Genomic DNA, 19950 nt, shown 5'->3' on the forward strand with positions numbered 1-19950 from the left:
TGGAGGCCCCAGCAGCCAACGTCGCCGCCTCGCAGGTCATCTCACCAACATTTGACTGGGCCACGAGAGTCGTGATCGTGGTGTCACCACTGTTGGTCACCGGGATGGTCATCGTGATCTGCTCCCCAACACCTTCCGGGGTATCGGCAGCCGGGATGATCTCCGTGATGGCCTGGTCCACGGTGAAGGTCACCATGCCCGATCCGCCGTCGGTTCCATCGCTCCCGTCGGATCCATCGGTCGAGCCACCACCGAGCAGCGGCAGATCACCTAGCAGCGGCAGATCGCCGAGCAGCCCGTCGGTCGGCAGGCCACCGCCCAGCAGGTCGTCGGTCGGCAGGCCACCGCCCAGCAGGTCGTCGGTCGGCAGGCCACCGCTGGAGAGCGACTCAAGGGTGTTGATGTTGTCCGTCACCTGCAGGACGTCCAAGACATCCGTCGGGTTGCCGCTGGTCACGCTCTCCAGCGCTGTCTCCCACAGCAGTCGCCACGTGTCGAGGTGGTCGCCGGCGAAACTCACGTAATCATCCACGTTGGTCAGCGTCTCGGGAGAGAGCCGCTGCAGGATGTCAGAGGCGTCGGTCGTCTGCCAGATGTAGTTGGGATCCGTGAGCATTTCTGGACTCGGCAGGCCCGGAATGATCAGGTCTGAGAGGTTTGTCAGTTCCTCAACTGACGGGACATTCAGGGTTGTCAGATCGTTGCTGTCCAGAGGGATGCCGATCCCGCCACACGAGGTGAGCAGGGTGACGTAATCGGTGCCGTGTCCCCTCACGTGTGAGGGGTTGAAGACCGGAATCCAACCAAGCGGGCCGCCGTAGATGTCGATGACCGGCATATCGGAATTGCCGATGGCGCCGCTGGCCAACGAGAGGACCAGGTTTGCGTACTCGTCATCGGTATGGAACTCGTTGAAGTGGGAAAAGGTCCCGATCAGGGGAATCCCGTCTTCGTTGGCCCACATGTGATCCAAGAAGAACGTGCAGGCGTCGCCGCCGGCCTCGTGTCCTCCTCCGTGGTCTTCAGACTGCGTGCCGTCCTGAGCCGTCCCGGTGGTACTCACCAGCTGCGCATCAGCGGGAGCGCCATCCTGCGCGGCACCCTCGTCCGAACCAAGTGGCGCTGCCATCGCCGACGACATCAGACCGACACTCGCGGTCGCGGCAATCACTACCGATGCCACGGTGCGACCCGTGCGGCGTGCGAAAGCCGGAGCCAAGTTCCTCTCGGGCTTCACGTGTTCGGAGTCACCTTGGCGGCGACCCCACATAGTGAACGACATGATACTTCTCCATTCTCATCAATCGCGGTTTCATGGGTCCATGAGACAGATGGATCGCATCGGTCTCAAGATCAAGTGGCCCTCAATGGTGAAAGCAGTATTGAGGGGTTCTCATCTGTTTTGATCGACACACCAGGTAAGGAACAGCGCATCGGCCGTCCGATAGGACCTGGTGTTCTGCCGAGCCCGCCTGCTGCCCGTCGGGCGGAAAGGCGAGCTCTAGAATCCGTGGATCAGTTCGCCACGGTTCGACGACGACGCATCATCACCAGGCCGGCAAGGACCAACAGGACCGAGATCCCGGCAAGCTGAGAATTGTCGACGCCGGTCGCTGGGAGCTCACCAGCCGGCCCCATCCCAAGCAGGCTGAGGGTAGAGCCGGTGTTACGCGGGGAGATCACCGCAGCGAAGCCAGCACTCACGGACGAACCGCGATCAATGGAAGTCACACCCCTACCGGTCACGAACGAACCACCACCGATGGAAGTAACACCCCCACCAGTCACGTCCGAGACGCCTATGACACCTACGGTCCCGTTGGTTCCACTGGTCCCGTCAGTTCCGTTGGCGCCGTTGGTTCCACTGGTGCCGTTGGTGCCATCGGTGCCGTTGGTTCCACTGGTCCCGTCAGTTCCATTGGTGCCGTCAGTCCCATCGGTCCCGTCAGCGTCAGTTCCGCCGTTCCCATCAGTGCCGTCAGTCCCATCAGTCCCGTCCGGGCCTTCGGTGCCGCCCAGCAGACCGTCGGTCGGCAGCCCGGCAAGCAGGCTGTTGGTCGGCACCATGGCAAGCAGGGTGTTGGTCGGCAGCATGGCGAGCAGGCTGTCGGTCGGCAGTCCGGCGAGGAGGCCGCCGGTTGCGTCAGCGTCGGTTCCGTCGGTTCCATCGGTTCCGTCGGGGCCCTCGGTGCCGCCGAGCAGACCATCGGTCGGCAGCGTGGCGAGCAGGCTGTCGGTCGGCAGTCCGGCGAGGAGGCCGTCGGTTGCGTCCGGGTCGGTTCCGTCGGTCCCATCGGTTCCGTCGGTTCCGTCGGTGCCGCCGAGCAGACCATCGGTCGGCAGCGTGGCGAGCAGGCTGTCGGTCGGCAGTCCGGCGAGGAGGCCGTCGGTTGCGTCCGGGTCGGTTCCGTCAGTTCCATCGGTTCCGTCGGGGCCCTCGGTGCCGCCCAGGAGACCATCGGTCGGCAGCGTGGCGAGCAGGCTGTCGGTCGGCAGTCCGGCGAGCAGGCCATCGAGCAACCCGCTGCCGTCGGTCCCGTCGGCGCCGTCAGGTTCGTCACCGGTCACGTCCTCGATGGTGCAGCACCCGTTGGGGCCGTCGGCGCCGTCAGGTTCGTCACCGGTCACGTCCTCGATGGTGCAGCACCCGTTGGGGCCGTCGGCGCCATCAGGTTCGTCACCGGTCACGTCCTCGATGGTGCAGCACCCGCTGGGGCCGTCGGCGCCGTCGGGTTCGTCACCGGTCACGTCCTCGACGGTGCAGCACCCGTTGGTGCTCTCAGTGCTGGTCGAGGTAGCGACCGACTGGTCATTGTCGCCGTGCGCCTCTGCTGTGGTTCCGGAGTCTCCGGCGGTGTTCACCACGGCAATCTCGCCCTGGACCTGCTCCGCGTTCTCTCCGGGGTCCGTCGCCCCGTTGAGATCGTGGCCGTCGCTGGTGTTGTCACTGTCGATCACGACGGCGGTTGATGCGTCGCTGGTCGACTCAGCGGAGGTGTCACCGACCTGCGTGGCGGAACCGCCCGATGCGTCGATCTGAGCCGCGTTGCCTCGGTCGTTGTCACTGTCTTGGGTGATGGTGTGCTCACCTTGAACGGACATCTCTGCGTCGAGGCTGCTGCCATCCGCTGTCTCGGGTTCCGACTGTGCGGCACTGGTCTCTGACGACACAGCAGGTTCGACCGTGGCCGTGACCACCGGCTGGTCACTATTGCCCTCTGGTTGGTCACCGCCCGCGCACTCGTCCTCTGGGGTAGCGAGCGGTGTCCCGTCGAGGATGTTGAGGAGGTCGTTCGTGGATTCGCAGGTGGCGTCATCACTCGCGTCCGCATTGCCGTTCTCGGCAGTCCCCTCAACGGTTTCTACCACCAACGGCGTCGCGGTGCTTTCAAGGATGTCGTCAACCACGGCGCCACCTGTGTCGGCTTGAGCTACTACCGGGCCGATGGCTATGAGCCCCCCGGCGAGCAGCGACGTATACAGCGCGCGCTTCACATAGGTATGCATGGAAGTACTCCTGACTGACTGGGTGGAATGCGCCCATCGGCGCATGTGAACGTGCCGGGAGGATTCCCCGGCCGTCTACCCGTCAGTCAGGAGCGATGGCGACCTCGAGGAGAACCTCGAGAACGGTCGACGGCGACGCCGCGACCGCGAGAGCACTTGAAGAGTTCGCGGGCACCCAAAGCCCACTAACGATGTCTGCGTATCCAGTGCCGAACGTCGGACCGGCCGCACGCGCGGTACCGGTCGGCGCCGAAGCAGGGGCCGTGGCGGGCACCGGTGCGCTACCGGACCCCGGCCCGCCCTGGCCGATCTCTCCAGGGGCAACAGCGCCGCTGGCTACGGCCGCCATGCTGCTTTCTTCCTGCCCGAACCCGTCCACATCAAGAACGGAGCCCTGAACGAATGAAGAAGGATCGGCCGCTTGTGTAGCCGCCTCGACGCTCACCTGGTCCGGCGCGGGCGTCCGAGCACCGACCGGCTCCACCGGGACGTCCTGTGCTGCAGAAGCGGAGAGGTGGACGAAGCGCAACGCTGGATAGTCGTCGAGACCTTCCCCGACTGCCGCCATGAGAGCCAGCCCTGCGACCGAACCGACCATCGGGCCCACGACGCCGGCGACAACCGGCTGGGCAAGCCCTTCAACAGCGATGGCTACGACATCGGCGACGACCGGATCAACGGCTTCCACGATCGGCGTGACGACCTCACGAAGCACCGGAGCGATCACATCGCCCACCAACGGGTCGAAGATGCGCTCGACGGGCAGGTCGATCTCTTCGCTGACCGGTCCGGCAACGTCGGCAACCAGCGCAGTCACCGAAGGGATGCGCCCGGCGAGGTCACGGACCGCAGTGCTGATCCCCGGCTCGTCCTCAACCGCCCGTCGGGCGAATACCTCCGCCGTCTGGTCGGTGAGCTCGGTGGCGGCTTCCGGCTGGGACAGGGTCTGGGGTCCCGCCGCGCTGGCGTCAGTGCCACCTTCGGCAGCGACAGTCGTCGTAGGCGCCGTACTCGGCGCGGGCACTACCTCGCGCTCGTTCTCATCGGCGCGGGGTTCACCGCTTGCCGCCTGCGCGTCTGCGGCGACGTCCGCCACGGGCTCAGTGACGGCGACGGCTGCTCCGTTGACGGCGTCCACGATCGCAGGCACGTCGTCGACCGTCAGCTCAACGGTCTCCGCCACTGGCTCAGCCAATCGTTCGACGACGTCGACGGCACCGTCGGTCACCTCCGTCACGGCATCGGTCGCCGCGAATGTCGACCGGTCGGACGACTCTTCGCCCTCGACCGGATCGGCCATCTCGAACGGGACCGCTTCCTCGCCGGCCGCACTCGCCTCAGCCTCGCCGTCACCGGTCTCGACGGAGTCCGGGGCGCTCTCTCCTTCTTCGGAGCCACCCACAACCTCGTCGACCATGACGGTCGCTTCATCCGCGACGACGGTCGCGTCCTCGAGCAGTCCACCGACGAGTGAGTCGTCGGCTGATGCGGCAGCGGTGAACGTCGCGCCCAGGAACAAGGAGCCGAGGAGGGTCAGGAGGCCACGCAGGGCCCACCGCAGCGAACGGCGCCGGCCGTCCGGCTGCTGGCCGTCCGCATGGTCAACCATGCCCCCGCTACCCATTGGGATCGTCCCCCGCTTCCCCCGTTTGGCCGCAATGTTACCCACATCACACAGATGCGCAAGGCATCGCGTTGACCATGCGCCGCCTTGGTCGCCGTCCGGAACGGACCACAGCGCGGGAACACAACGCCATCGGCGACGCTGAACAGGGCCCCGACCATGAACGGGTCCGCGTCCACCGCTACCGGGTGGTGATGTCACCCTCGACGTAGACCCATCGGCCGGCCCGTCGTGTGAATGCGCTCCGCTCGTGCAGCTCGCCCGGGCCCGCGGCGGTCCGGTACCTCGCCCGGAACTCGACCACGCCGTCGGTGTCGTCAGGCCCGCCGGCCTCGGTGCTCAGGATCGTCAGGCCGAGCCAGGTCAGCCCGGGCGTGGGTTCGATCTCGTCGGGCCTGGTGCGCGGGTGCCAGGTCCGGAACACGTGGTCCAAGGCCCCGACGGCGTAGCCGCAGTACCTGGACCGCATCAGTTCCGCCGCGGTACTCGCGTACCGCTCCTGCCGGTGCAGTGGTCCGCAACAGGCGTCGTAGGCAGCGCCACTGTCGCAGGGGCAGGCACGTTCGAGGCTCACCCGTACACGCCCTTGCCGCGTGGGGCGGGGTCGCCAGTCCTGGCGCCGTCGGGACCACCCGCGCCGTCGCCCCGCTCGCCGTCGAACCCCCTGAGCAGGAACGCGACGACGGCATCCGGTAGCCCGGCCAGGGCCTTCGCCGCGGAGTCGACATGCACGGAGGTGGCGCCGTTCCAGTCGCTCATCTCGACCCGTCGGTCCACCACCCAGTGCGTGCCGATCTGCTCGCGATCGACCACCACGCCATAACGCCTCGCCTCGAACGGGGTGCCGCCGGGTGGGGTGACGGTCTCGGTGCCCTGCCGCTCGAGCGTCGCCCGATCGGCGCCGCCGACCGGGTCGGAGTCATCCAGGCGGATGTACCGCACGGCCGGCTCGCCGGAGGAGATGAGGTCCGCGAGCAGCACGAACTCCCCGTAGCTCGGCATCGTGTCCGCGTCGAGGCCCGAACTCACCCGGTCCACGTGGGAGCGCTGCCCGTCCGGCTCGGACCGGTACGTCGCGGACTGCCACGTGCGCGCGCCATGGGTGAACCGGATCACGGACTCGGCGCGGTAGTAGGCGCCGCCGGCGAGCGGGAACGCGACCCGGGTTCGCAGGACCAGGTCGTCGAATCGCCGGTGCAGGGCGCCGTCGTGCGCGTCCCGTGAACTCGAGTTCGCCGAGTGGAAGGTCTCCCAACGGTCCATGCACCCAACTTGCCAGACCCCTACGCCTCCAGCCACCCGCCGTCGTGCACGAGCAGTGCGATCTGGGTGCGGTTGCCCACCTCGAGCTTGGTCAGCACCGTCGAGACGTACGCCTTCACGGTGGCCACGGACAGGAACAGCGCGCTCGCGATCTGCGCATTCGTGGCGCCGCGGGCGATCTCGCGGGCCACCTCCGCCTCCCGCTCGCTGAGCCGGTCCAGTCGCTTGCGGGCGGTCTCGCGGGGGCCGGCCTCGCCGACGGTGCGGGAGATGAGGTGGCGGGTGACCTCCGGGGAGAGCACCGCGTCGCCGTCGGCCACCCGGGCGAGCGCGGCCACGATGTCGGCGGGCGGCGTGTCCTTGAGCAGGTACCCGCTCGCACCGGCCCGCAGCGCGCCGACGATCTCGGCATCGGTGTGGAACGTCGTCAGCACCACGACCTCCGGCGCGCCGGCGACCGTGCGCAGCCGCTCGGTCGCCGTGATCCCGTCCACCCGGGGCATCCGCAGGTCCATCAGCACCACGTCGCAGGGATGCGCCGCGAGGGCATCGGGGACCTCGTCGCCGTCGCCGGCCTCGCCGACCACCCGCACCGTGGTCCCGGCCGCGGTCGTGCCGTCGAGCATCATGGTCAGTCCGGCTCGCACAAGCGCGTCGTCGTCGACCAGCAGGACCCGGAGCGTGCGCTCCGGCCCCGATCCCGGTGTTTGTGCCTGCGAGCTCTGGGTCACCGTGGCCATGGTAGCCAGGCGACGACCCGGAAGCCTTGGGCGTGCGGTCCGTGGGTGAGCCGGCCGTGCGCGAGGTCGACCCGCTCGGCCAGGCCGATCAGGCCGGCCGAGGATCCCACGAGCGTCGCGTCGGCGGGGCGGGTCGGGGCGTCGTTGCTGACCTCGATGTTCAGGCCCTCGCCCGGCTCGCCGTCGACGCGCACCCGCACCGGTGCGCCCGGCGCGTGCTTGCGGGCGTTCGTCAGGGCCTCCTGCACGATCCGGTAGCCGGTCCGGGCGCTCGCACCGGGCAGGGTCGTCGGGTCCGCGTAGCCGGCGGAGTAGGCGATCTCCATGCCCGAGGCGCGGGCCGTGGCGATCAGTCGCCCGATCTCGGGCACGTCGGGCTGCGGGCGCGGCCGGTCGGGTCCGTCACCGTCGGGCAGGCGGAGCACACCGATCACCTCACGGAGGTCCTCGAGGGCCTCGTGGGTGCCGGTGCGCAGCACCCCGGCGGCCCGGGCCACCTGCTCGGGCGGTGCGTCCGGCCGGTACTCCAGCGCACCGGCGTAGGTGGCCAGCAGCGACAGGCGGTGGGCCAGCACGTCGTGCATCTCCCGGGCGATCCGGGCCCGCTCGGCGAGCCGGGCCTCGTCCGCGTGCCGGTCCCGGTCCGCCTCGGCGCGTGCCGCCCGCTCGTGCAGCGATCTGATCACCTCGGCGCGGGAGCGGAACAGGGCGCCGACGCCGAGCAGGGCAGCGTGCGCGGCGGCGTCCAGCAGTACGAACCAGAGTGTGTCGATGCCCGGCATCGGCCGCCACAGGAACTGCACCAGGTGGGCGCCGAACCCGATCACGGCGATCCCGACGGCGTCCGGCAGTGGGGCGTTCCGGGCCACGTAGTACGTGCCCATCGTGGACCCGGTGGTCGCGACCGGGGACAGCGTCGCCAACAGGGCGAGCGCGGCGGCGCCCGGCACCGGTCGGCACGCCAGCAGCGGCACGCACAGCACCGACGCGACGGCGACGCCGACGTCCAGGACCACGAACGCCGTCGACGGTGCGTTCGAGATCATGCTCACCAGGGTCAAACCGGCCAGCGCCGCCAGCCCGAGCATCGTCACGGCCGTGACCTGCGGTGGCGGACGCCGCGGATCGGTGGCGCAGACATCCTGGAGGGTCCTCATGGCCTTCAGCGTAGGAACCGGTGGGCCGCACCGGATACGGCCGAAGGTCGGTACCGGTCCCGCCCGACGGCCGGGCCTGGCTGGCCCCACGGCCGGTACCAGCGGCGCCGCGATCCGGCGACGGTGGAACCGGTGGCCGCACCGTGCGGCACCGACCTCACCGAAGGAGTGATTCGAGATGACCACCACGACCCCGACCCCAGCCACCACCGCCTCGACCAGGTCAACGATGTCGGCATCGGCCCGCCGCCTGCGCCGGAGCCTCGCGGTTGGCGTGGGCACCGCCGTCGGCGTGGGCATCTGGCTGATCGCGGTGCCCGGCGTCGGCGCGGATCTGGCGGTGACCATGGCCGAAGGCACCGCGCGGATCGGGCTCGGCTCCGTCATCGTCGCGTGCGTGGTCGCCGGCCTGGCCGGGTGGGGCTCCCTTGCCCTGCTCGAGCGGCTGACGACCGGCGCCGCGAAGATCTGGGCCTTCCTCGCCATCGCGGTCACGGTGATCTCCCTGCTCGGCCCGGTCGGGCAGGCGCAGTCGCTGGAGGCGGCACTCACCCTCGGCGCCATGCACCTGGGTGTCGGCGCCGCGCTGATCGGGCTGCTGCCGATGCGCGGAGCGGGCCGCACGAACGCCCCGGCAGGTGACCGGTGATGACCGCGAGCACGGACGTTGATCTGTGCGGTACCGCGCGTCAGGGCGCGGTTCTGCGGCCCCCGACAGCCACAAGCCGCGGAAGGACGCCCCGGCCGGACGCTGCCGTGTAGACGCACATTGAATGCGCGTGTAGCATCCTGAACATGCGTTCAATCTCGACCGGTTCAGACCGGTCCGCAGACGACCTGACCGCCCGCGCTCGCATCCGCGATGCGGCGGTCAGGCGTTTCGCGACCGACGGACTCGCCGCACCACTGCGGACCATCGCGGCCGACGCCGGGGTCAGCCCGGGCCTGATCCTGCACCACTTCGGCTCCCGGGACGGGCTGCGCGAGGAGTGCGACCAGTACGTGCTGGACGAGATGTTCCGCGCCGATGACGAGCTGCTGCGCGACGGCGGCGCGAGCACGGCAGCGGCTTGGCTGTCCGGTCTCGGCCAACACAGTGCGATGGTCGGTTACATGCTGCGCCTCCTGCAGCACGGCGGACCGGTGCTGACCGCGTTCGTGGACCGCATGGTCGCTGCCACCGAGGACTACCTCGAGGCCGGGGTCGCGGACGGTTCGATCCGACCGAGCCTGGCGCCGAAGGCCCGGGCGCGGTACATCGTCGAATCCAGTCTCGGCGCCCTGCTGTTACGGATGCCGGCGGCCCGGGACCGGCTCGACCTGGACGCGCTCGCGGGCCTCCTGCAGGCCTACACCGAGGAGGTCGCGGTGCCCAGCCTCGAGCTCTACACCGAGGGCCTGCTCGTCGACCGCAGCCTGCTCGAGGCGTTCGCCGCCAACCTGCCGGGCGAGCCCCCGGCCACCGAACCAAAAGAAGAAGGGTGAGACAGATGACCGCGATCCGCACCGAGAACCTCGTCAAGACGTTCGGCACCACCCGCGCGCTCGACGGGTTCGATCTGACGGTCGAGACCGGGCAGGTGGCCGGCTTCCTCGGCCCGAACGGCGCCGGGAAGTCGACCACGATCCGTGTCCTGCTCGGCATGCTGCGCGCGGACTCGGGGACCGCGACCGTGTTGGGCATGGACCCCTTCCGCGACGCCGTCGCCGTGCACCGCCGCCTCGCCTACGTGGCCGGCGACGTGAGCCTGTGGCCGAACCTGACCGGAGGCGAGATCGTCGACCTGCTCACCCGCGTCCACTCCGGGCAGGCGAGGCGGGATGCCCGCCGGGCCGACCTCCTCGAGCGGTTCGAGCTGGACCCCACGAAGAAGGCGCGCACGTACTCCAAGGGGAACCGGCAGAAGGTCGCGCTCGTGGCCGCCCTGTGCACGGACGCCGAGCTGTACCTGTTCGACGAGCCCACCTCCGGGCTGGACCCGCTGATGGAGGCCGTGTTCACCGACGAGGTCCGCGCCCTGCGCGAGGCGGGGCGCACCGTGCTGCTGTCCAGCCACATCCTGGCGGAGGTCGAGAAGCTCTGTGACACCGTCACGATCATCCGGTCCGGCCGGGCGGTCGAGACCGGCACACTCGCCGACCTGCGTCACCTGACCCGTTCATCGGTGACCGCGTCGACGGTAGCCGATCCGGCCCGCCTCGCTGCCATGCCCGGGGTGCACGACCTCGTCGCCGAGGACTCACGGCTGCGGTTCGACGTCGACGACGCCCGGATCGGCGCCGTGCTGGCCGCGTTGACCGAGGCGGGCGTGTCCCACCTGACCGTGACACCGCCGTCGCTCGAGGAACTGTTCATGCGCCACTACGGCGACGAGACCGTCGAAGCGGGGGTCTGAGCCATGACCGCGACCACCGTCACCGACCACCGCCACGCCGCGCCCCGCGGGGGCCGGTTGCGCGACGGCACCTCGGTTCGGGAACCGTGGGCCGGGACCGGGCACCTGCTGCGGCTGGCGCTGCGGCGCGACCGGATCCGGATCCTCATCTGGTTCGTCGCGATCGTCGGGACCGTCGCGGCCACCGTGCCCGCGCTCGAGGTCGCGTATCCGGACGCGGCGGCCCGGCAGGCGCGCGCCGCGCTGATGACGAACCCGTCCGCGGTCATGATGACCGGGCCCGCGTTCGGCCTCGACGACTACACGCTCGGCGCGATGGTCGCCAACGAGCTGAGCCTGAGCCTGTTCGTGACCGTCGCGGTGATGAGTGTCCTGCTCACCGTCCGGCACACCCGGTCCGAGGAGGAGTCGGGCCGCACCGAGCTTCTGCGTGGGCTGCCCGTGGGTCACTACGCGCCGGCGACGGCGGCGCTCGTCCATGTCGCAGCGGTGAACGCCGCGATCGGGGCCGGGACGGCGCTCGCGCTGCTCGGCAGCGGCCTGGCGGCCGCGAGCAGCCTCGCCATGGGACTGGCGACGGCGGTCACCGGACTCGTGTTCGGCGCCGTCGCCTCGGTCATGACTCAGGTGACCGCGCACGCCCGGGCCGCCACCGGGATGGCGATGGTGGTCCTCGCGGCCGCCTTCCTGGCCCGCGGCGTCGGCGACGTCATCGACGCGCAGGGGTCCTGGCTGTCCTGGCTCTCGCCGCTCGCGTGGGCGCAGCAGACGCGACTCTTCGTGGACCTGCGCTGGTGGCCGCTGGGCTTGTCCCTCGCGCTGACAGTCGTCCTGCTCGCGGTGTCGGTGCGGCTGGCGCGGCACCGCGACCTCGGCGCCGGGTTGCGCCCGGAGCGTGGCGGGCACGCGATCGCGACTCGAGGGCTCCTGAGCGGACCCGGCCTGGCCGTGCGGCTGCTGCGCGGGACGATCATCGGCTGGGCGATCGGCCTGGTGCTGATGGGGATCACGTTCGGCAGCCTCGCGAACTCTCTGGAGGACATGCTCGCGGAGGTCCCGGACCTCGGTGCCTGGATCGGGATGGGCAGCGGCGACCTGATCGACGCGTTCGCGGCCGCGATGCTGTCCTACCTCGTCTTCGGGGTCGGGGCGTTCGCCGTCGGGGCGGTGCTGCGGCTGAAGACGGAGGAGGAGGCCGGGCGCGGCGAGGCCGTGCTGGCCACCGGCGCCTCCCGGCTCGGCTGGGTCGCGAGCTGGTTCGGTGTCGTCGTGGCGGCGGCCGTCGTGATGCTGGTGCTGTCCGGGCTCGGCCTGGGCCTGGGTGTGCAGGCCGCGACCGGATCCGCCGATGCGACGGCGCGTCTCGTCGGGGCGGCGCTGGTGTACCTGCCAGCGGTGCTGGTGATGGCCGGCCTGGCGCTCGCGCTGTTCGGTCTGGTGCCGGCGTTCGCGGGGCTGGCCTGGGTGCTGGTGGCGTGGGTCGTCTTCGTGGGCTGGGTGGGGGCCCTGCTGGACCTGCCCGAGGTGCTCGTCGGCCTCTCGCCGGTGGACCGCACACCCACCGTGCCGGTCGAGGCCGCCGACGGCGGCCCGCTCCTCGTACTCACGGCGATCGCCGCGGTACTGGCCGTCGCCGGTCTGCTCGGGATCCGCCGTCGGGACATCCGCTCGAACTAGTGCCCGACGGCGGTCGCGGTGCTCGGCGGTCTGGCTGCGGTTCGGACGTGCCCGGCCAGTGACAGCAGCACGCCGACGCCGGCCCACAGGCCGAGCGCGAGCCAGGCCGCCGTGGCGTCCGCCGCCGGGAAGTACGACACATCCCGTAGCAGGGTGCCGCTCGCGCCCGGCGGAAACCACTGGCCGATCGCGCCCCAGTGCCACGGGAGGAACTCCGGCGGGACGGCCACGCCGGAGATCGGGTTCGCGACGAGCATCATGAGCACGGCTCCGAGGGCGACACCCGCCCGACCGAGGACCGCGACGAGCCCGGTGATCGGGGCCGCGATCGCGCCGAGCGCGAGGGCGATCACGCCGGCGTTGACCCACCAGTCGCCCTGGAGTGAACCGAACCAGCTCTGCAGGATGCCGGCGAGCAGGAGGCCGCCAGCGCCGGCGTAGGCGACGACCGCGACGACACGGCGCAGCGCGCCGACGACGCCGAGCGAGATCGCGATGCCCCCGGCCAGGCCGCCGAGCACGAGCGGGAACATTGCTGCGGCGAGCCCGGAGCCACGCGGGTCCTCGGCAGAGAGGGGGACGACGTCGGTCACGGTGACGGTGGGCAGCGTCGCGTCCGCGGCCGGCGCGCCCGCGGCCGCGGCCTCCTGGAGCGCGGCGACGGCTCCGGCGGTGAGTTGGTCCTGGATCTGCCCCGCGATCCCGGTGAGCAGTTGGTGGGTGGCTTGGCTGGCGGCCGAGGACGTGAGGACCTCGGGCTGCTCGCCGAGCACCACGGCGCCGTAGACCTCGCGGGCCTCGATGGCCGCCACGGCGGCGTCCCGGTCGGTCGCGGCGATCAGCTCGACGGCGCCGGGCTGGGCCTCGTCGGCGGTGGCACGAAGCGCGACGACCGCGGGAGCGGGTCCCACCGCAGCGATCGGGACGTCGCGCGGCGCAGCGGTCACCGCCGGCCAGGAGAAGGCGAGGACGAGAACGCCGACGACAGCCGCGACGGCGAAGGCAAGGGCGAGGACGCGGCGCAGCGGGGTGGGCGGGGCGGGCAGCCGGGGTGCGTCGACGTCCGGCGCGGGGGCCAGGGTGGTCATGGAGAGCTCCAGGGTAGGTTCCGAATCTGAGCCATAAAAAACGGAGGTTCGTTTTGTATGGCCTAGAGTGAACCTCGCATCTAGACTTGTCAACCGGGCGCCGGAGGCGCCCGAGGAGACCACAGCCGCGACCAGGAATGAGGCCCGATGCCGCGCATCACCGAGGCGCGCCGGGAGGCTCGCCGGGACCAGATCCGTGCTGCGGCACTGCGGTCGTTCGCGGCGAAGGGATACCAGCGCACCTCGATCGCGGACGTCGTCACCGAGTCCGGGCTCTCCGCGGGGGCCATCTACGGGCACTACGCCGACAAGGGCGAGTTGTTCGCCGCCGTCGCCCAGCACGTGCTGTCCCGCCGGGACGACGAGATCGCCGCCGCCTCCCACGAGGGCGTGCCGCCGTCCCCGTACGAGATCCTCGTCCTCCTGACGGGCGGCATGGCCCGCGACCTCGCCGACGGTCGCGTGCTGGTCCAGCTCTGGTCCGAGTCGACGGTCGATCCGGCGCTCCGCGCGGTGGTACAGAGGGTCGTGGGCTCCGTGCGCGGGGTGCTCGGGGACGCGCTGCGGAACTGGTTCGCCACCCGTCCCGACCTGGCGCCCGACGGCCCGGACGCCGCCGCACAGCTGCTGCTGCCGGTCGTGATGGGCCTCGGACAGGCGTTCATCATGCAGCGTGCGCTGCTGGAGGACTTCGACCCGGACGCCTACCTCGCCGCGGCGGAGGCGGTCCTGCCCCGCTGATCCGCGGCACCGGCCGTTGCTTGCCTGCACGGGTTCGGCCGTCGGGAGATTCGCTCCAGCCGGCGCTCGTGAGTGCTCGCGCCCGGGCGCGCCCGCCCTCTACGGTGGGATCGGGCGCCGCCGACTCCGGTGCTGCGAGACCGGCACCGAGGCCGGTCCCGATGTTCGAGAGCGAGGGCGCGCCGGCCATGAGGCAGGAGGAGCAGGCCTTCCGACCGCGGCTGCGCGGGGCGGCGGTGACGGCGTTCGTCTGCGCCGTGGTCCTGACCCTCGCCTGCGTGGTGGAGGCCGGCCTCTCGAACTGGCTGACCGGGCAACCGATCCCGCGGCCCCGCTCGGACGACGCGCTGGAGTTCCTGCGTGCCCACGACGAGCTCCTGCTGGCCATCGGCGGCCTGTACCTGATCGCGGCCGGCGCCCTGCTGGTGTTCGGTCTCGTGGTGCCGCGCGCGGTGCCCTCCGAGAGGCGGCTCGGACTGGCCCACGTCGCCGCCGTGGCGGCCCTGACGATCGCGGCCGGCGCGGGCCTCGCCCTGGCGTTCTCCGGCGCGATGGGCAGCGAGCGTGCGGTGCACCTGCTGCACTCGACGCTCACCGTGGTCGGGGGCCCGGTTCACGTGGCGACGCTCGGCCTCTTCGTGCTGGCGCTGTCCCGGTCCCAGGCCTACGCCCCGCCCGAGCGGGTCTTCGGTGTGGTCGCGGCGGTGGTAGCGGTGATGGGGCTGCTCTCGCTCCCGATCGTGCCGTGGGGTCCGGTGGCCACCGCAGGGCGCATCCTGTGCCTGGTGTGGCTGTTGGTCACCACGAACCGGCTGGCCTTGCGAAGCCCCTATTGAGCGGGACGGTCGAGCTCACTGGCTTCGGCTCGCGAACTACAGCGCCTTCGCGAAGCAGCGCGAGTCCTCGGAGTCCTCGTACGGCTCGTAGTTGTCGATGATCCGGTAGCCCTCGGAGGAGTAGAGCCCGATAGCCTCCTCGAGCAGGACGCCGGTCTCCAGGACCAGCTGGGTGACCTTGCGCTGGACGGCGATCGCCTCGAGCTCACGCAGGATCACCTTGGCCAGGCCCTTGCGGCGTTGCTCGGGTACCACGTACATCCGGTTCAGTTCCGCGGTGCCCGCCTGGAACGCGGGCGCCGGATCGCGCAGGACGCCGCAGCCCACGGCCACGCCGGCGTCGTCCCGGACCAGCAGGCCGACGGACACCGTTCCCGGTTCGAGGGGCTGCGCGGCCATCTCGTCGCCGTACCGCTCGATCACCTCGGCCTCCTGCGCGGCCACGAGCCGCTGCAGGTCGGGATCGGTCCATTCGACGCGTACCAACGTGGTGGTCATGTCCTACCTCCGCGGGGAATCGGGGTCACCGAGCGACCGGATGCCTTGAACGTTACCCCGAGCCCGTGCCCGAGGGCACGGATCCTCCTGTCGTCGACCACCTAGCGGAAGGCTGCAGCCGAACTCGGTCCCGGGCCTGGAGTCAGCCGCCGGCCAGCGTGAGCACGATCAGACCCAGGTTGAGGGCCACGACGGCGACGACGATGCCGGTCAGCACCCACCGGATGACCGGGCCGTTCGCCGACTCGCCCATGAGGGTGCGGTCCGACGTCAGGCGCAGGAGCGGCACCAGCGCGAACGGGATCCCGAAGCTCAGCACCACCTGGGAGACCACCAGTGCCCAGGTCGGGTCCACCCCGGCGGCGAGCAGGATCAGGGCCGGCACCAGCGTCACGGCCCGGCGGGCCAGTACCGGGATCCGGCGGTGCAGCAGGCCGGCCATGATGGTGGCTCCCGCGTAGCTGCCGACCGACGTGGACGCGAGCCCGGATGCCAGCAGCCCGATCGCGAACACCATGCCGATCGCCGGCCCGAGCGCGTCGGTGACGGCGACGTGGGCGCCCTCGATCGTGTCCGTGCCGGGTACCCCCTGCAGGCTGGACGCGGCCAGGAGCAGCATCGCGATGTTCACGCACCCGGCCACGCCGAGCGCGGCCACGACGTCCCAGCGGGTCGCCCGGAGCAGCGTCGGGAGCCTGCCCTCGGCCTTGCCGTGCCGGTCCCGGGCCAGTGCCGAGTGCACGTAGATCGCGTGCGGCATCACGGTCGCGCCCAGCATCGACGTCGCCAGCAGCACGCTGTCCGCGCCGGCGAAGCGGGGCACCAGGCCGCTCGCCATCTCGCCGGCGTCGGGCGGGTTGACGAACAGGCCGGCCACGAACCCGACCGTGATGACGGCGAGCAGCGCGACGATGACCGACTCGAACCGGCGCTGGCCGTGCCGGTCGGCGACCAGGAGCATCAGCATCGAGATCACGCCGACGATGAGCCCACCCAATGGCAGCGGCAGCCCGAACAGCAGGTTCAGCGCGATCGCCCCACCGATGACCTCGGCCAGATCCGTGGCCGCGGCGACGAGTTCGGCCTGGGCCCAGTACGCGAGGCGCGGCGTGCGGCGCAGCCGGCGGCCGAGCAACTCGGGCATCGTGGCGCCGGTGACCAGGCCGAGCTTCGCGGACTGGTACTGGACCAGAACGGCCATCAGGTTCGCCGCGACCAGCACCCAGAGCAGCAGGTACCCGTACCGGGCGCCGGCGGTGAGGTTCGCGGCCACGTTCCCCGGGTCGACGTACGCGACCGCGGCTACGAAGGCGGGGCCGAGCAGCGGAAGCAAGCGCCGCCGTCGGGCATTGACCTGCTTGTCTGTGGTCGCGGTCGCCACCAGCACCTCCAGTGAAAAGTTCGGGTGTCCGAACTTTAGCCCACAACAGGGTCGCTGGGTGTGACCAACGGCTCACTCCAGCTGCGCCGTGTCCGGCTAGGGTTGGGAGGGTGACTGGACACTATGACGTTGTTGTTCTCGGCGCCGGACCCGGCGGATACGTGGCTGCGATTCGCGCGGCCCAGCTCGGGCAGAGCGTGGCGATCGTGGAGAAGCAGTACTGGGGCGGTGTCTGCCTGAACGTGGGCTGCATCCCGTCCAAGGCCCTGCTGCGGAACGCGGAACTGGCCCACATCTTCAACCACCAGGCTTCCACGTTCGGCATCACCGGTGAGGTGAGCTTCGACTTCGGGGCGGCGTTCGACAGGAGCCGCGACGTCGCCGACGGCCGCGTCAAGGGCGTCCACTTCCTGATGAAGAAGAACAAGATCACCGAGTACGACGGGCTCGGCTCCTTCGCGGACAGCAAGACCCTGAACGTCGAGCTCAGCTCCGGCGGGACCGAGCAGATCACGTTCGACAACGTCATCATCGCCACCGGCTCGACCGTGCGGCTGCTTCCCGGTGTCGAGCTGAGCAAGAACGTGGTCACCTACGAGGAGCAGATCCTCACCCGTGACCTGCCGTCCTCGATCGTGATCGTCGGTGCCGGCGCCATCGGCATGGAGTTCGCCTACGTGCTGAAGAACTACGGCGTGGACGTCACCATCGTCGAGTTCCTCGACCGGGCGCTGCCGAACGAGGACGTCGAGGTCTCCAAGGAGATCGCGAAGAGCTACAAGAAGCTCGGCGTGAACATCCTCACCTCCACCAAGGTCGAGACCGTCACCGACGACGGCTCCTCGGTGAAGGTCACCTACACCGACGCCAAGGGCAACGCCGGCGAGATCGTCGCGGACAAGGTCCTCATGTCGATCGGGTTCGCCCCGCGCGTGGACGGCTACGGGCTGGAGCAGGCCGGCGTGCAGCTCACCGAGCGCGGCGCCATCGCGATCGACGAGCGGATGCGCACCAACGTGCCCGGCATCTACGCGATCGGTGACGTCACCGCGAAGCTGCAGCTCGCGCACGTCGCCGAGGCGCAGGGCGTGGTGGCCGCCGAGACCATCGCCGGCGCCGAGACCCTCGAGCTGGGCGACTACCGGATGATGCCGCGCGCCACGTTCTGCCAGCCGCAGGTGGCCAGCTTCGGCCTCACCGAGGCCCAGGCCCGCGACGAAGGCTACGACGTCAAGGTCGTGAAGTTCCCCTTCACCGCCAACGGCAAGGCGCACGGCCTCGGCGACCCGACCGGGTTCGTCAAGCTCGTCGCCGACGCGAAGTACAACGAGCTGCTCGGCGGGCACCTCATCGGCCCGGACGTGTCCGAACTGCTGCCCGAGCTGACGCTCGCGCAGAAGTGGGACCTCACCGCGAACGAGCTGGCCCGGAACGTGCACACGCACCCGACGCTGAGCGAGGCGCTGCAGGAGGGCTTCCACGGGCTGACCGGGCACATGATCAACTTCTGATCGGTTCGCAGGCACTGCCCGACGGCGTCGCTCCCCTTTGCGGGGAGCGGCGCCGTTTGGATTCAGGTCGCTCCGAGCGTGGGGTGTGGTCTGCCGGATCCTGGGGGCTGGGCCAGACGTCGGACGAGCTGCGAGCGCGGGGGCTAGCGGGTCGATCCGAGACTCTGGCGTGGATGGTCCCGTTGGGGGCATCATTGACCCACGGCTCCGGCAGCCGGCCGCCTGCCTCGCACCGACCGGTGCGGGATGGTGAATGCCGATCACGCACGGCCACCGTCAACGCACCCGACGAGAACCCGCGCGGAGGACGTCGGCAACGCAGGCACCGAGTGACCGGCTCCGCCGTGAGGAATCGTCATGAACACCGTGCCCACCGCCGATGAGGCCAAGGCGCAGGCCAAGCGCTTGCGTATCGCGCTCGCTGCCGCAGGGATCGACGTCGGCCACTCGGCCGCGCTCGAGTTGCTCGCGAAGTCACACGGGCTCGCGGACTGGAACACCCTGACCGGCACCGCCGGACCTGCCGGTGCAGCCGGCTCCCGCTCGGGGGACCTGAGCGGAACGGGAGGCGACGAAGCGACCACGACCTCCGCCGTCGTCCCAATCCTGCGGATGTTCGACTGGGACAAGGCGCAGGAGTTCTACGTGGGCTACCTCGGCTGGACGGTGGACTGGGGGCACCGGTTCTCCGACCACTCGCCGCTGTACGTGCAGGTGTCGTCCCCGGACGGCGCCCGGCTGCACCTGTCGGAACACCACGGCGACGGCACGCCTGGGACGGCGGTACTCATCGAGGTCGCGGATGCCGCCGGGCTCCACGCCGCACTCTCGGCGAAGGACTACTCCTTCGCCGCGCCGGGCCTGGAGGATGTGCCCTGGGGGCGGACCGTCACGGTCCACGACCCGTCCGGCAACCGGCTCACCTTCCTGCAGGCCGACGGCGACCGGGCCCGCGCCGACCGGGAACTCCCGCCGATCGTCGCCGAGGTCACGGTCCCGCTCGAGCCCGGGGCCGCATACGACCTGTTCACGTCGTTCACGTGGTGGGTCGAGTACGGCCGGGAGGTCGACGCCCCGGTCACGGTCTCGGATGAGGTGGTGTTCGAGAACGGCCAGGGCCGGCTGTCGATCGGGCGCGTGCTGCACCGGCACCGGCCCACGCACTGCGCGATGACGTTCACGCTCGCCCAGGACCCCGCGACGCCGACCCGGCTGGATGTGCACTTCCGGCCCGTCGACGGCGGCACCCGGGTTCGGCTGGAACACGGCGGATGGGACGCGCGCAACGGCGAGCGGCGCGGAAAGTTCACCGACTGGCCGGTGATCCTGGGGTACTTCGAGGCCGCGGCGCGGGCCGTCTGAGCGCGACGAGATCGCACCCGGCGCCTCGGCGGGAGCGCGCCAACACGCGGGTCATCGCTGGAGCTCGAGAACCGTGGGCAGCAACTCTGCCTCACCGCTCTCAGGATACGGCCGGGGCGGGGGCTTGCCGCAAGCCCCCCGCTCCGTCCTACGCTGCTTGGCCGTGCCC

The 19950-nt window shown here is 70.5% G+C and carries 18 protein-coding genes; 8 read left to right on the forward strand and 10 right to left on the reverse strand.

The window, feature by feature from the left end:
* From KCQ71_RS21020 to KCQ71_RS21050, 7 genes are all read right to left on the reverse strand, one after another.
* Positions 1–1237, reverse strand: a 1237-nt coding sequence (locus KCQ71_RS21020; protein WP_223409747.1) for a hypothetical protein, incomplete at its 3' end; no start/stop codon positions are given.
* Between the two features lie 278 nt (positions 1238–1515).
* On the reverse strand, positions 1516–3552 hold the full coding sequence (locus KCQ71_RS21025) for an LPXTG cell wall anchor domain-containing protein (protein ID WP_223409750.1): 2037 nt from the start codon (positions 3550–3552) through the stop codon (positions 1516–1518).
* 37 nt (positions 3553–3589) lie between these two features.
* On the reverse strand, positions 3590–5026 hold the full coding sequence (locus KCQ71_RS21030; protein ID WP_223409753.1) for a hypothetical protein: 1437 nt from the start codon (positions 5024–5026) through the stop codon (positions 3590–3592).
* 286 nt (positions 5027–5312) lie between these two features.
* Positions 5313–5705 carry a YchJ family protein gene (locus KCQ71_RS21035; protein WP_223409756.1) on the reverse strand — a complete coding sequence of 131 codons (393 nt, stop codon included), beginning with the start codon at positions 5703–5705 and terminating at the stop codon, positions 5313–5315.
* On the reverse strand, positions 5702–6394 hold the full coding sequence (locus tag KCQ71_RS21040) for a hypothetical protein (RefSeq protein ID WP_223409759.1): 693 nt from the start codon (positions 6392–6394) through the stop codon (positions 5702–5704). Before KCQ71_RS21040 ends, KCQ71_RS21035 begins: the two co-directional genes overlap by 4 nt.
* A 20-nt stretch (positions 6395–6414) precedes the next feature.
* The gene (locus KCQ71_RS21045; RefSeq protein ID WP_372454078.1) at positions 6415–7134 is read right to left on the reverse strand and encodes a response regulator transcription factor; all 720 of its coding nucleotides are present in this window, start codon (positions 7132–7134) and stop codon (positions 6415–6417) included.
* Positions 7122–8291, reverse strand: a complete 1170-nt coding sequence (locus tag KCQ71_RS21050) for a sensor histidine kinase (RefSeq protein ID WP_223409765.1) — start codon at positions 8289–8291, stop codon at positions 7122–7124. Before KCQ71_RS21050 ends, KCQ71_RS21045 begins: the two co-directional genes overlap by 13 nt.
* A gap of 178 nt (positions 8292–8469) precedes the next feature.
* On the opposite strand from KCQ71_RS21050, the gene KCQ71_RS21055 reads away from it, so the two are divergent.
* The 4 genes from KCQ71_RS21055 to KCQ71_RS21070 all read left to right on the forward strand — a co-directional run bounded on the left by KCQ71_RS21055 (position 8470) and on the right by KCQ71_RS21070 (position 12364).
* Complete coding sequence (locus KCQ71_RS21055; RefSeq protein WP_223409768.1) at positions 8470–8940, forward strand: DUF6069 family protein; 471 nt, start codon at positions 8470–8472, stop codon at positions 8938–8940.
* A 146-nt stretch (positions 8941–9086) separates the two neighbouring features.
* Positions 9087–9776, forward strand: a complete 690-nt coding sequence (locus KCQ71_RS21060; protein ID WP_223409772.1) for a TetR/AcrR family transcriptional regulator — start codon at positions 9087–9089, stop codon at positions 9774–9776.
* Between the two features lie 5 nt (positions 9777–9781).
* On the forward strand, positions 9782–10687 hold the full coding sequence (locus KCQ71_RS21065) for an ABC transporter ATP-binding protein (protein ID WP_223409775.1): 906 nt from the start codon (positions 9782–9784) through the stop codon (positions 10685–10687).
* A 3-nt stretch (positions 10688–10690) separates the two neighbouring features.
* Positions 10691–12364: an ABC transporter permease gene (locus tag KCQ71_RS21070; protein ID WP_223409778.1), complete on the forward strand. Its 1674-nt coding sequence runs from the start codon at positions 10691–10693 to the stop codon at positions 12362–12364.
* Here the strand turns inward: KCQ71_RS21070 and KCQ71_RS21075 are convergent.
* The gene (locus KCQ71_RS21075) at positions 12361–13452 is read right to left on the reverse strand and encodes a hypothetical protein (RefSeq protein WP_223409781.1); all 1092 of its coding nucleotides are present in this window, start codon (positions 13450–13452) and stop codon (positions 12361–12363) included. The two genes, KCQ71_RS21070 and KCQ71_RS21075, sit on opposite strands and share 4 nt — an antisense overlap.
* Before the next feature lie 147 nt (positions 13453–13599).
* On the opposite strand from KCQ71_RS21075, the gene KCQ71_RS21080 reads away from it, so the two are divergent.
* Together KCQ71_RS21080 and KCQ71_RS21085 are read left to right on the forward strand one after the other, a co-directional pair.
* Complete coding sequence (locus tag KCQ71_RS21080) at positions 13600–14193, forward strand: TetR/AcrR family transcriptional regulator (protein WP_223409784.1); 594 nt, start codon at positions 13600–13602, stop codon at positions 14191–14193.
* Positions 14194–14381: 188 nt separating this feature from the next.
* Positions 14382–15029 carry a hypothetical protein gene (locus KCQ71_RS21085; protein ID WP_223409787.1) on the forward strand — a complete coding sequence of 216 codons (648 nt, stop codon included), beginning with the start codon at positions 14382–14384 and terminating at the stop codon, positions 15027–15029.
* A 36-nt stretch (positions 15030–15065) separates the two neighbouring features.
* Here the strand turns inward: KCQ71_RS21085 and KCQ71_RS21090 are convergent, their stop codons facing one another.
* Together KCQ71_RS21090 and KCQ71_RS21095 are read right to left on the reverse strand one after the other, a co-directional pair.
* On the reverse strand, positions 15066–15527 hold the full coding sequence (locus tag KCQ71_RS21090) for a GNAT family N-acetyltransferase (RefSeq protein WP_223409789.1): 462 nt from the start codon (positions 15525–15527) through the stop codon (positions 15066–15068).
* A 142-nt stretch (positions 15528–15669) separates the two neighbouring features.
* Positions 15670–16908, reverse strand: a complete 1239-nt coding sequence (locus KCQ71_RS21095; RefSeq protein ID WP_223409792.1) for an Nramp family divalent metal transporter — start codon at positions 16906–16908, stop codon at positions 15670–15672.
* A gap of 110 nt (positions 16909–17018) precedes the next feature.
* On the opposite strand from KCQ71_RS21095, the gene lpdA reads away from it, so the two are divergent.
* Together lpdA and KCQ71_RS21105 are read left to right on the forward strand one after the other, a co-directional pair.
* Positions 17019–18419: a dihydrolipoyl dehydrogenase gene (gene lpdA, locus KCQ71_RS21100; protein WP_223409794.1), complete on the forward strand. Its 1401-nt coding sequence runs from the start codon at positions 17019–17021 to the stop codon at positions 18417–18419.
* Between the two features lie 357 nt (positions 18420–18776).
* Complete coding sequence (locus KCQ71_RS21105) at positions 18777–19781, forward strand: glyoxalase superfamily protein (RefSeq protein WP_223409797.1); 1005 nt, start codon at positions 18777–18779, stop codon at positions 19779–19781.
* The last annotated feature ends 169 nt before the right edge of the window (positions 19782–19950 follow it).

This window comes from Occultella gossypii (genome assembly GCF_019947135.1).
Classification (GTDB): Bacteria; Actinomycetota; Actinomycetes; order Actinomycetales; family Beutenbergiaceae; genus Occultella; species Occultella gossypii.

What these genes read in the sequence shown, in the direction of transcription:
- KCQ71_RS21025 (WP_223409750.1), bottom strand. Translation starts at nt 3,552, where the DNA reads ATGCGCCGATGGGCGCATTCCACCCAGTCAGTCAGGAGTACTTCCATG.
- KCQ71_RS21040 (WP_223409759.1), bottom strand. Translation starts at nt 6,394, where the DNA reads ATGGACCGTTGGGAGACCTTCCACTCGGCGAACTCGAGTTCACGGGAC.
- KCQ71_RS21045 (WP_372454078.1), bottom strand. Translation starts at nt 7,134, where the DNA reads ATGGCCACGGTGACCCAGAGCTCGCAGGCACAAACACCGGGATCGGGG.
- KCQ71_RS21050 (WP_223409765.1), bottom strand. Translation starts at nt 8,291, where the DNA reads ATGAGGACCCTCCAGGATGTCTGCGCCACCGATCCGCGGCGTCCGCCA.
- KCQ71_RS21055 (WP_223409768.1), top strand. Translation starts at nt 8,470, where the DNA reads ATGACCACCACGACCCCGACCCCAGCCACCACCGCCTCGACCAGGTCA.
- KCQ71_RS21060 (WP_223409772.1), top strand. Translation starts at nt 9,087, where the DNA reads ATGCGTTCAATCTCGACCGGTTCAGACCGGTCCGCAGACGACCTGACC.
- KCQ71_RS21065 (WP_223409775.1), top strand. Translation starts at nt 9,782, where the DNA reads ATGACCGCGATCCGCACCGAGAACCTCGTCAAGACGTTCGGCACCACC.
- KCQ71_RS21070 (WP_223409778.1), top strand. Translation starts at nt 10,691, where the DNA reads ATGACCGCGACCACCGTCACCGACCACCGCCACGCCGCGCCCCGCGGG.
- KCQ71_RS21075 (WP_223409781.1), bottom strand. Translation starts at nt 13,452, where the DNA reads ATGACCACCCTGGCCCCCGCGCCGGACGTCGACGCACCCCGGCTGCCC.
- KCQ71_RS21080 (WP_223409784.1), top strand. Translation starts at nt 13,600, where the DNA reads ATGCCGCGCATCACCGAGGCGCGCCGGGAGGCTCGCCGGGACCAGATC.
- KCQ71_RS21085 (WP_223409787.1), top strand. Translation starts at nt 14,382, where the DNA reads ATGAGGCAGGAGGAGCAGGCCTTCCGACCGCGGCTGCGCGGGGCGGCG.
- KCQ71_RS21090 (WP_223409789.1), bottom strand. Translation starts at nt 15,527, where the DNA reads ATGACCACCACGTTGGTACGCGTCGAATGGACCGATCCCGACCTGCAG.
- KCQ71_RS21105 (WP_223409797.1), top strand. Translation starts at nt 18,777, where the DNA reads ATGAACACCGTGCCCACCGCCGATGAGGCCAAGGCGCAGGCCAAGCGC.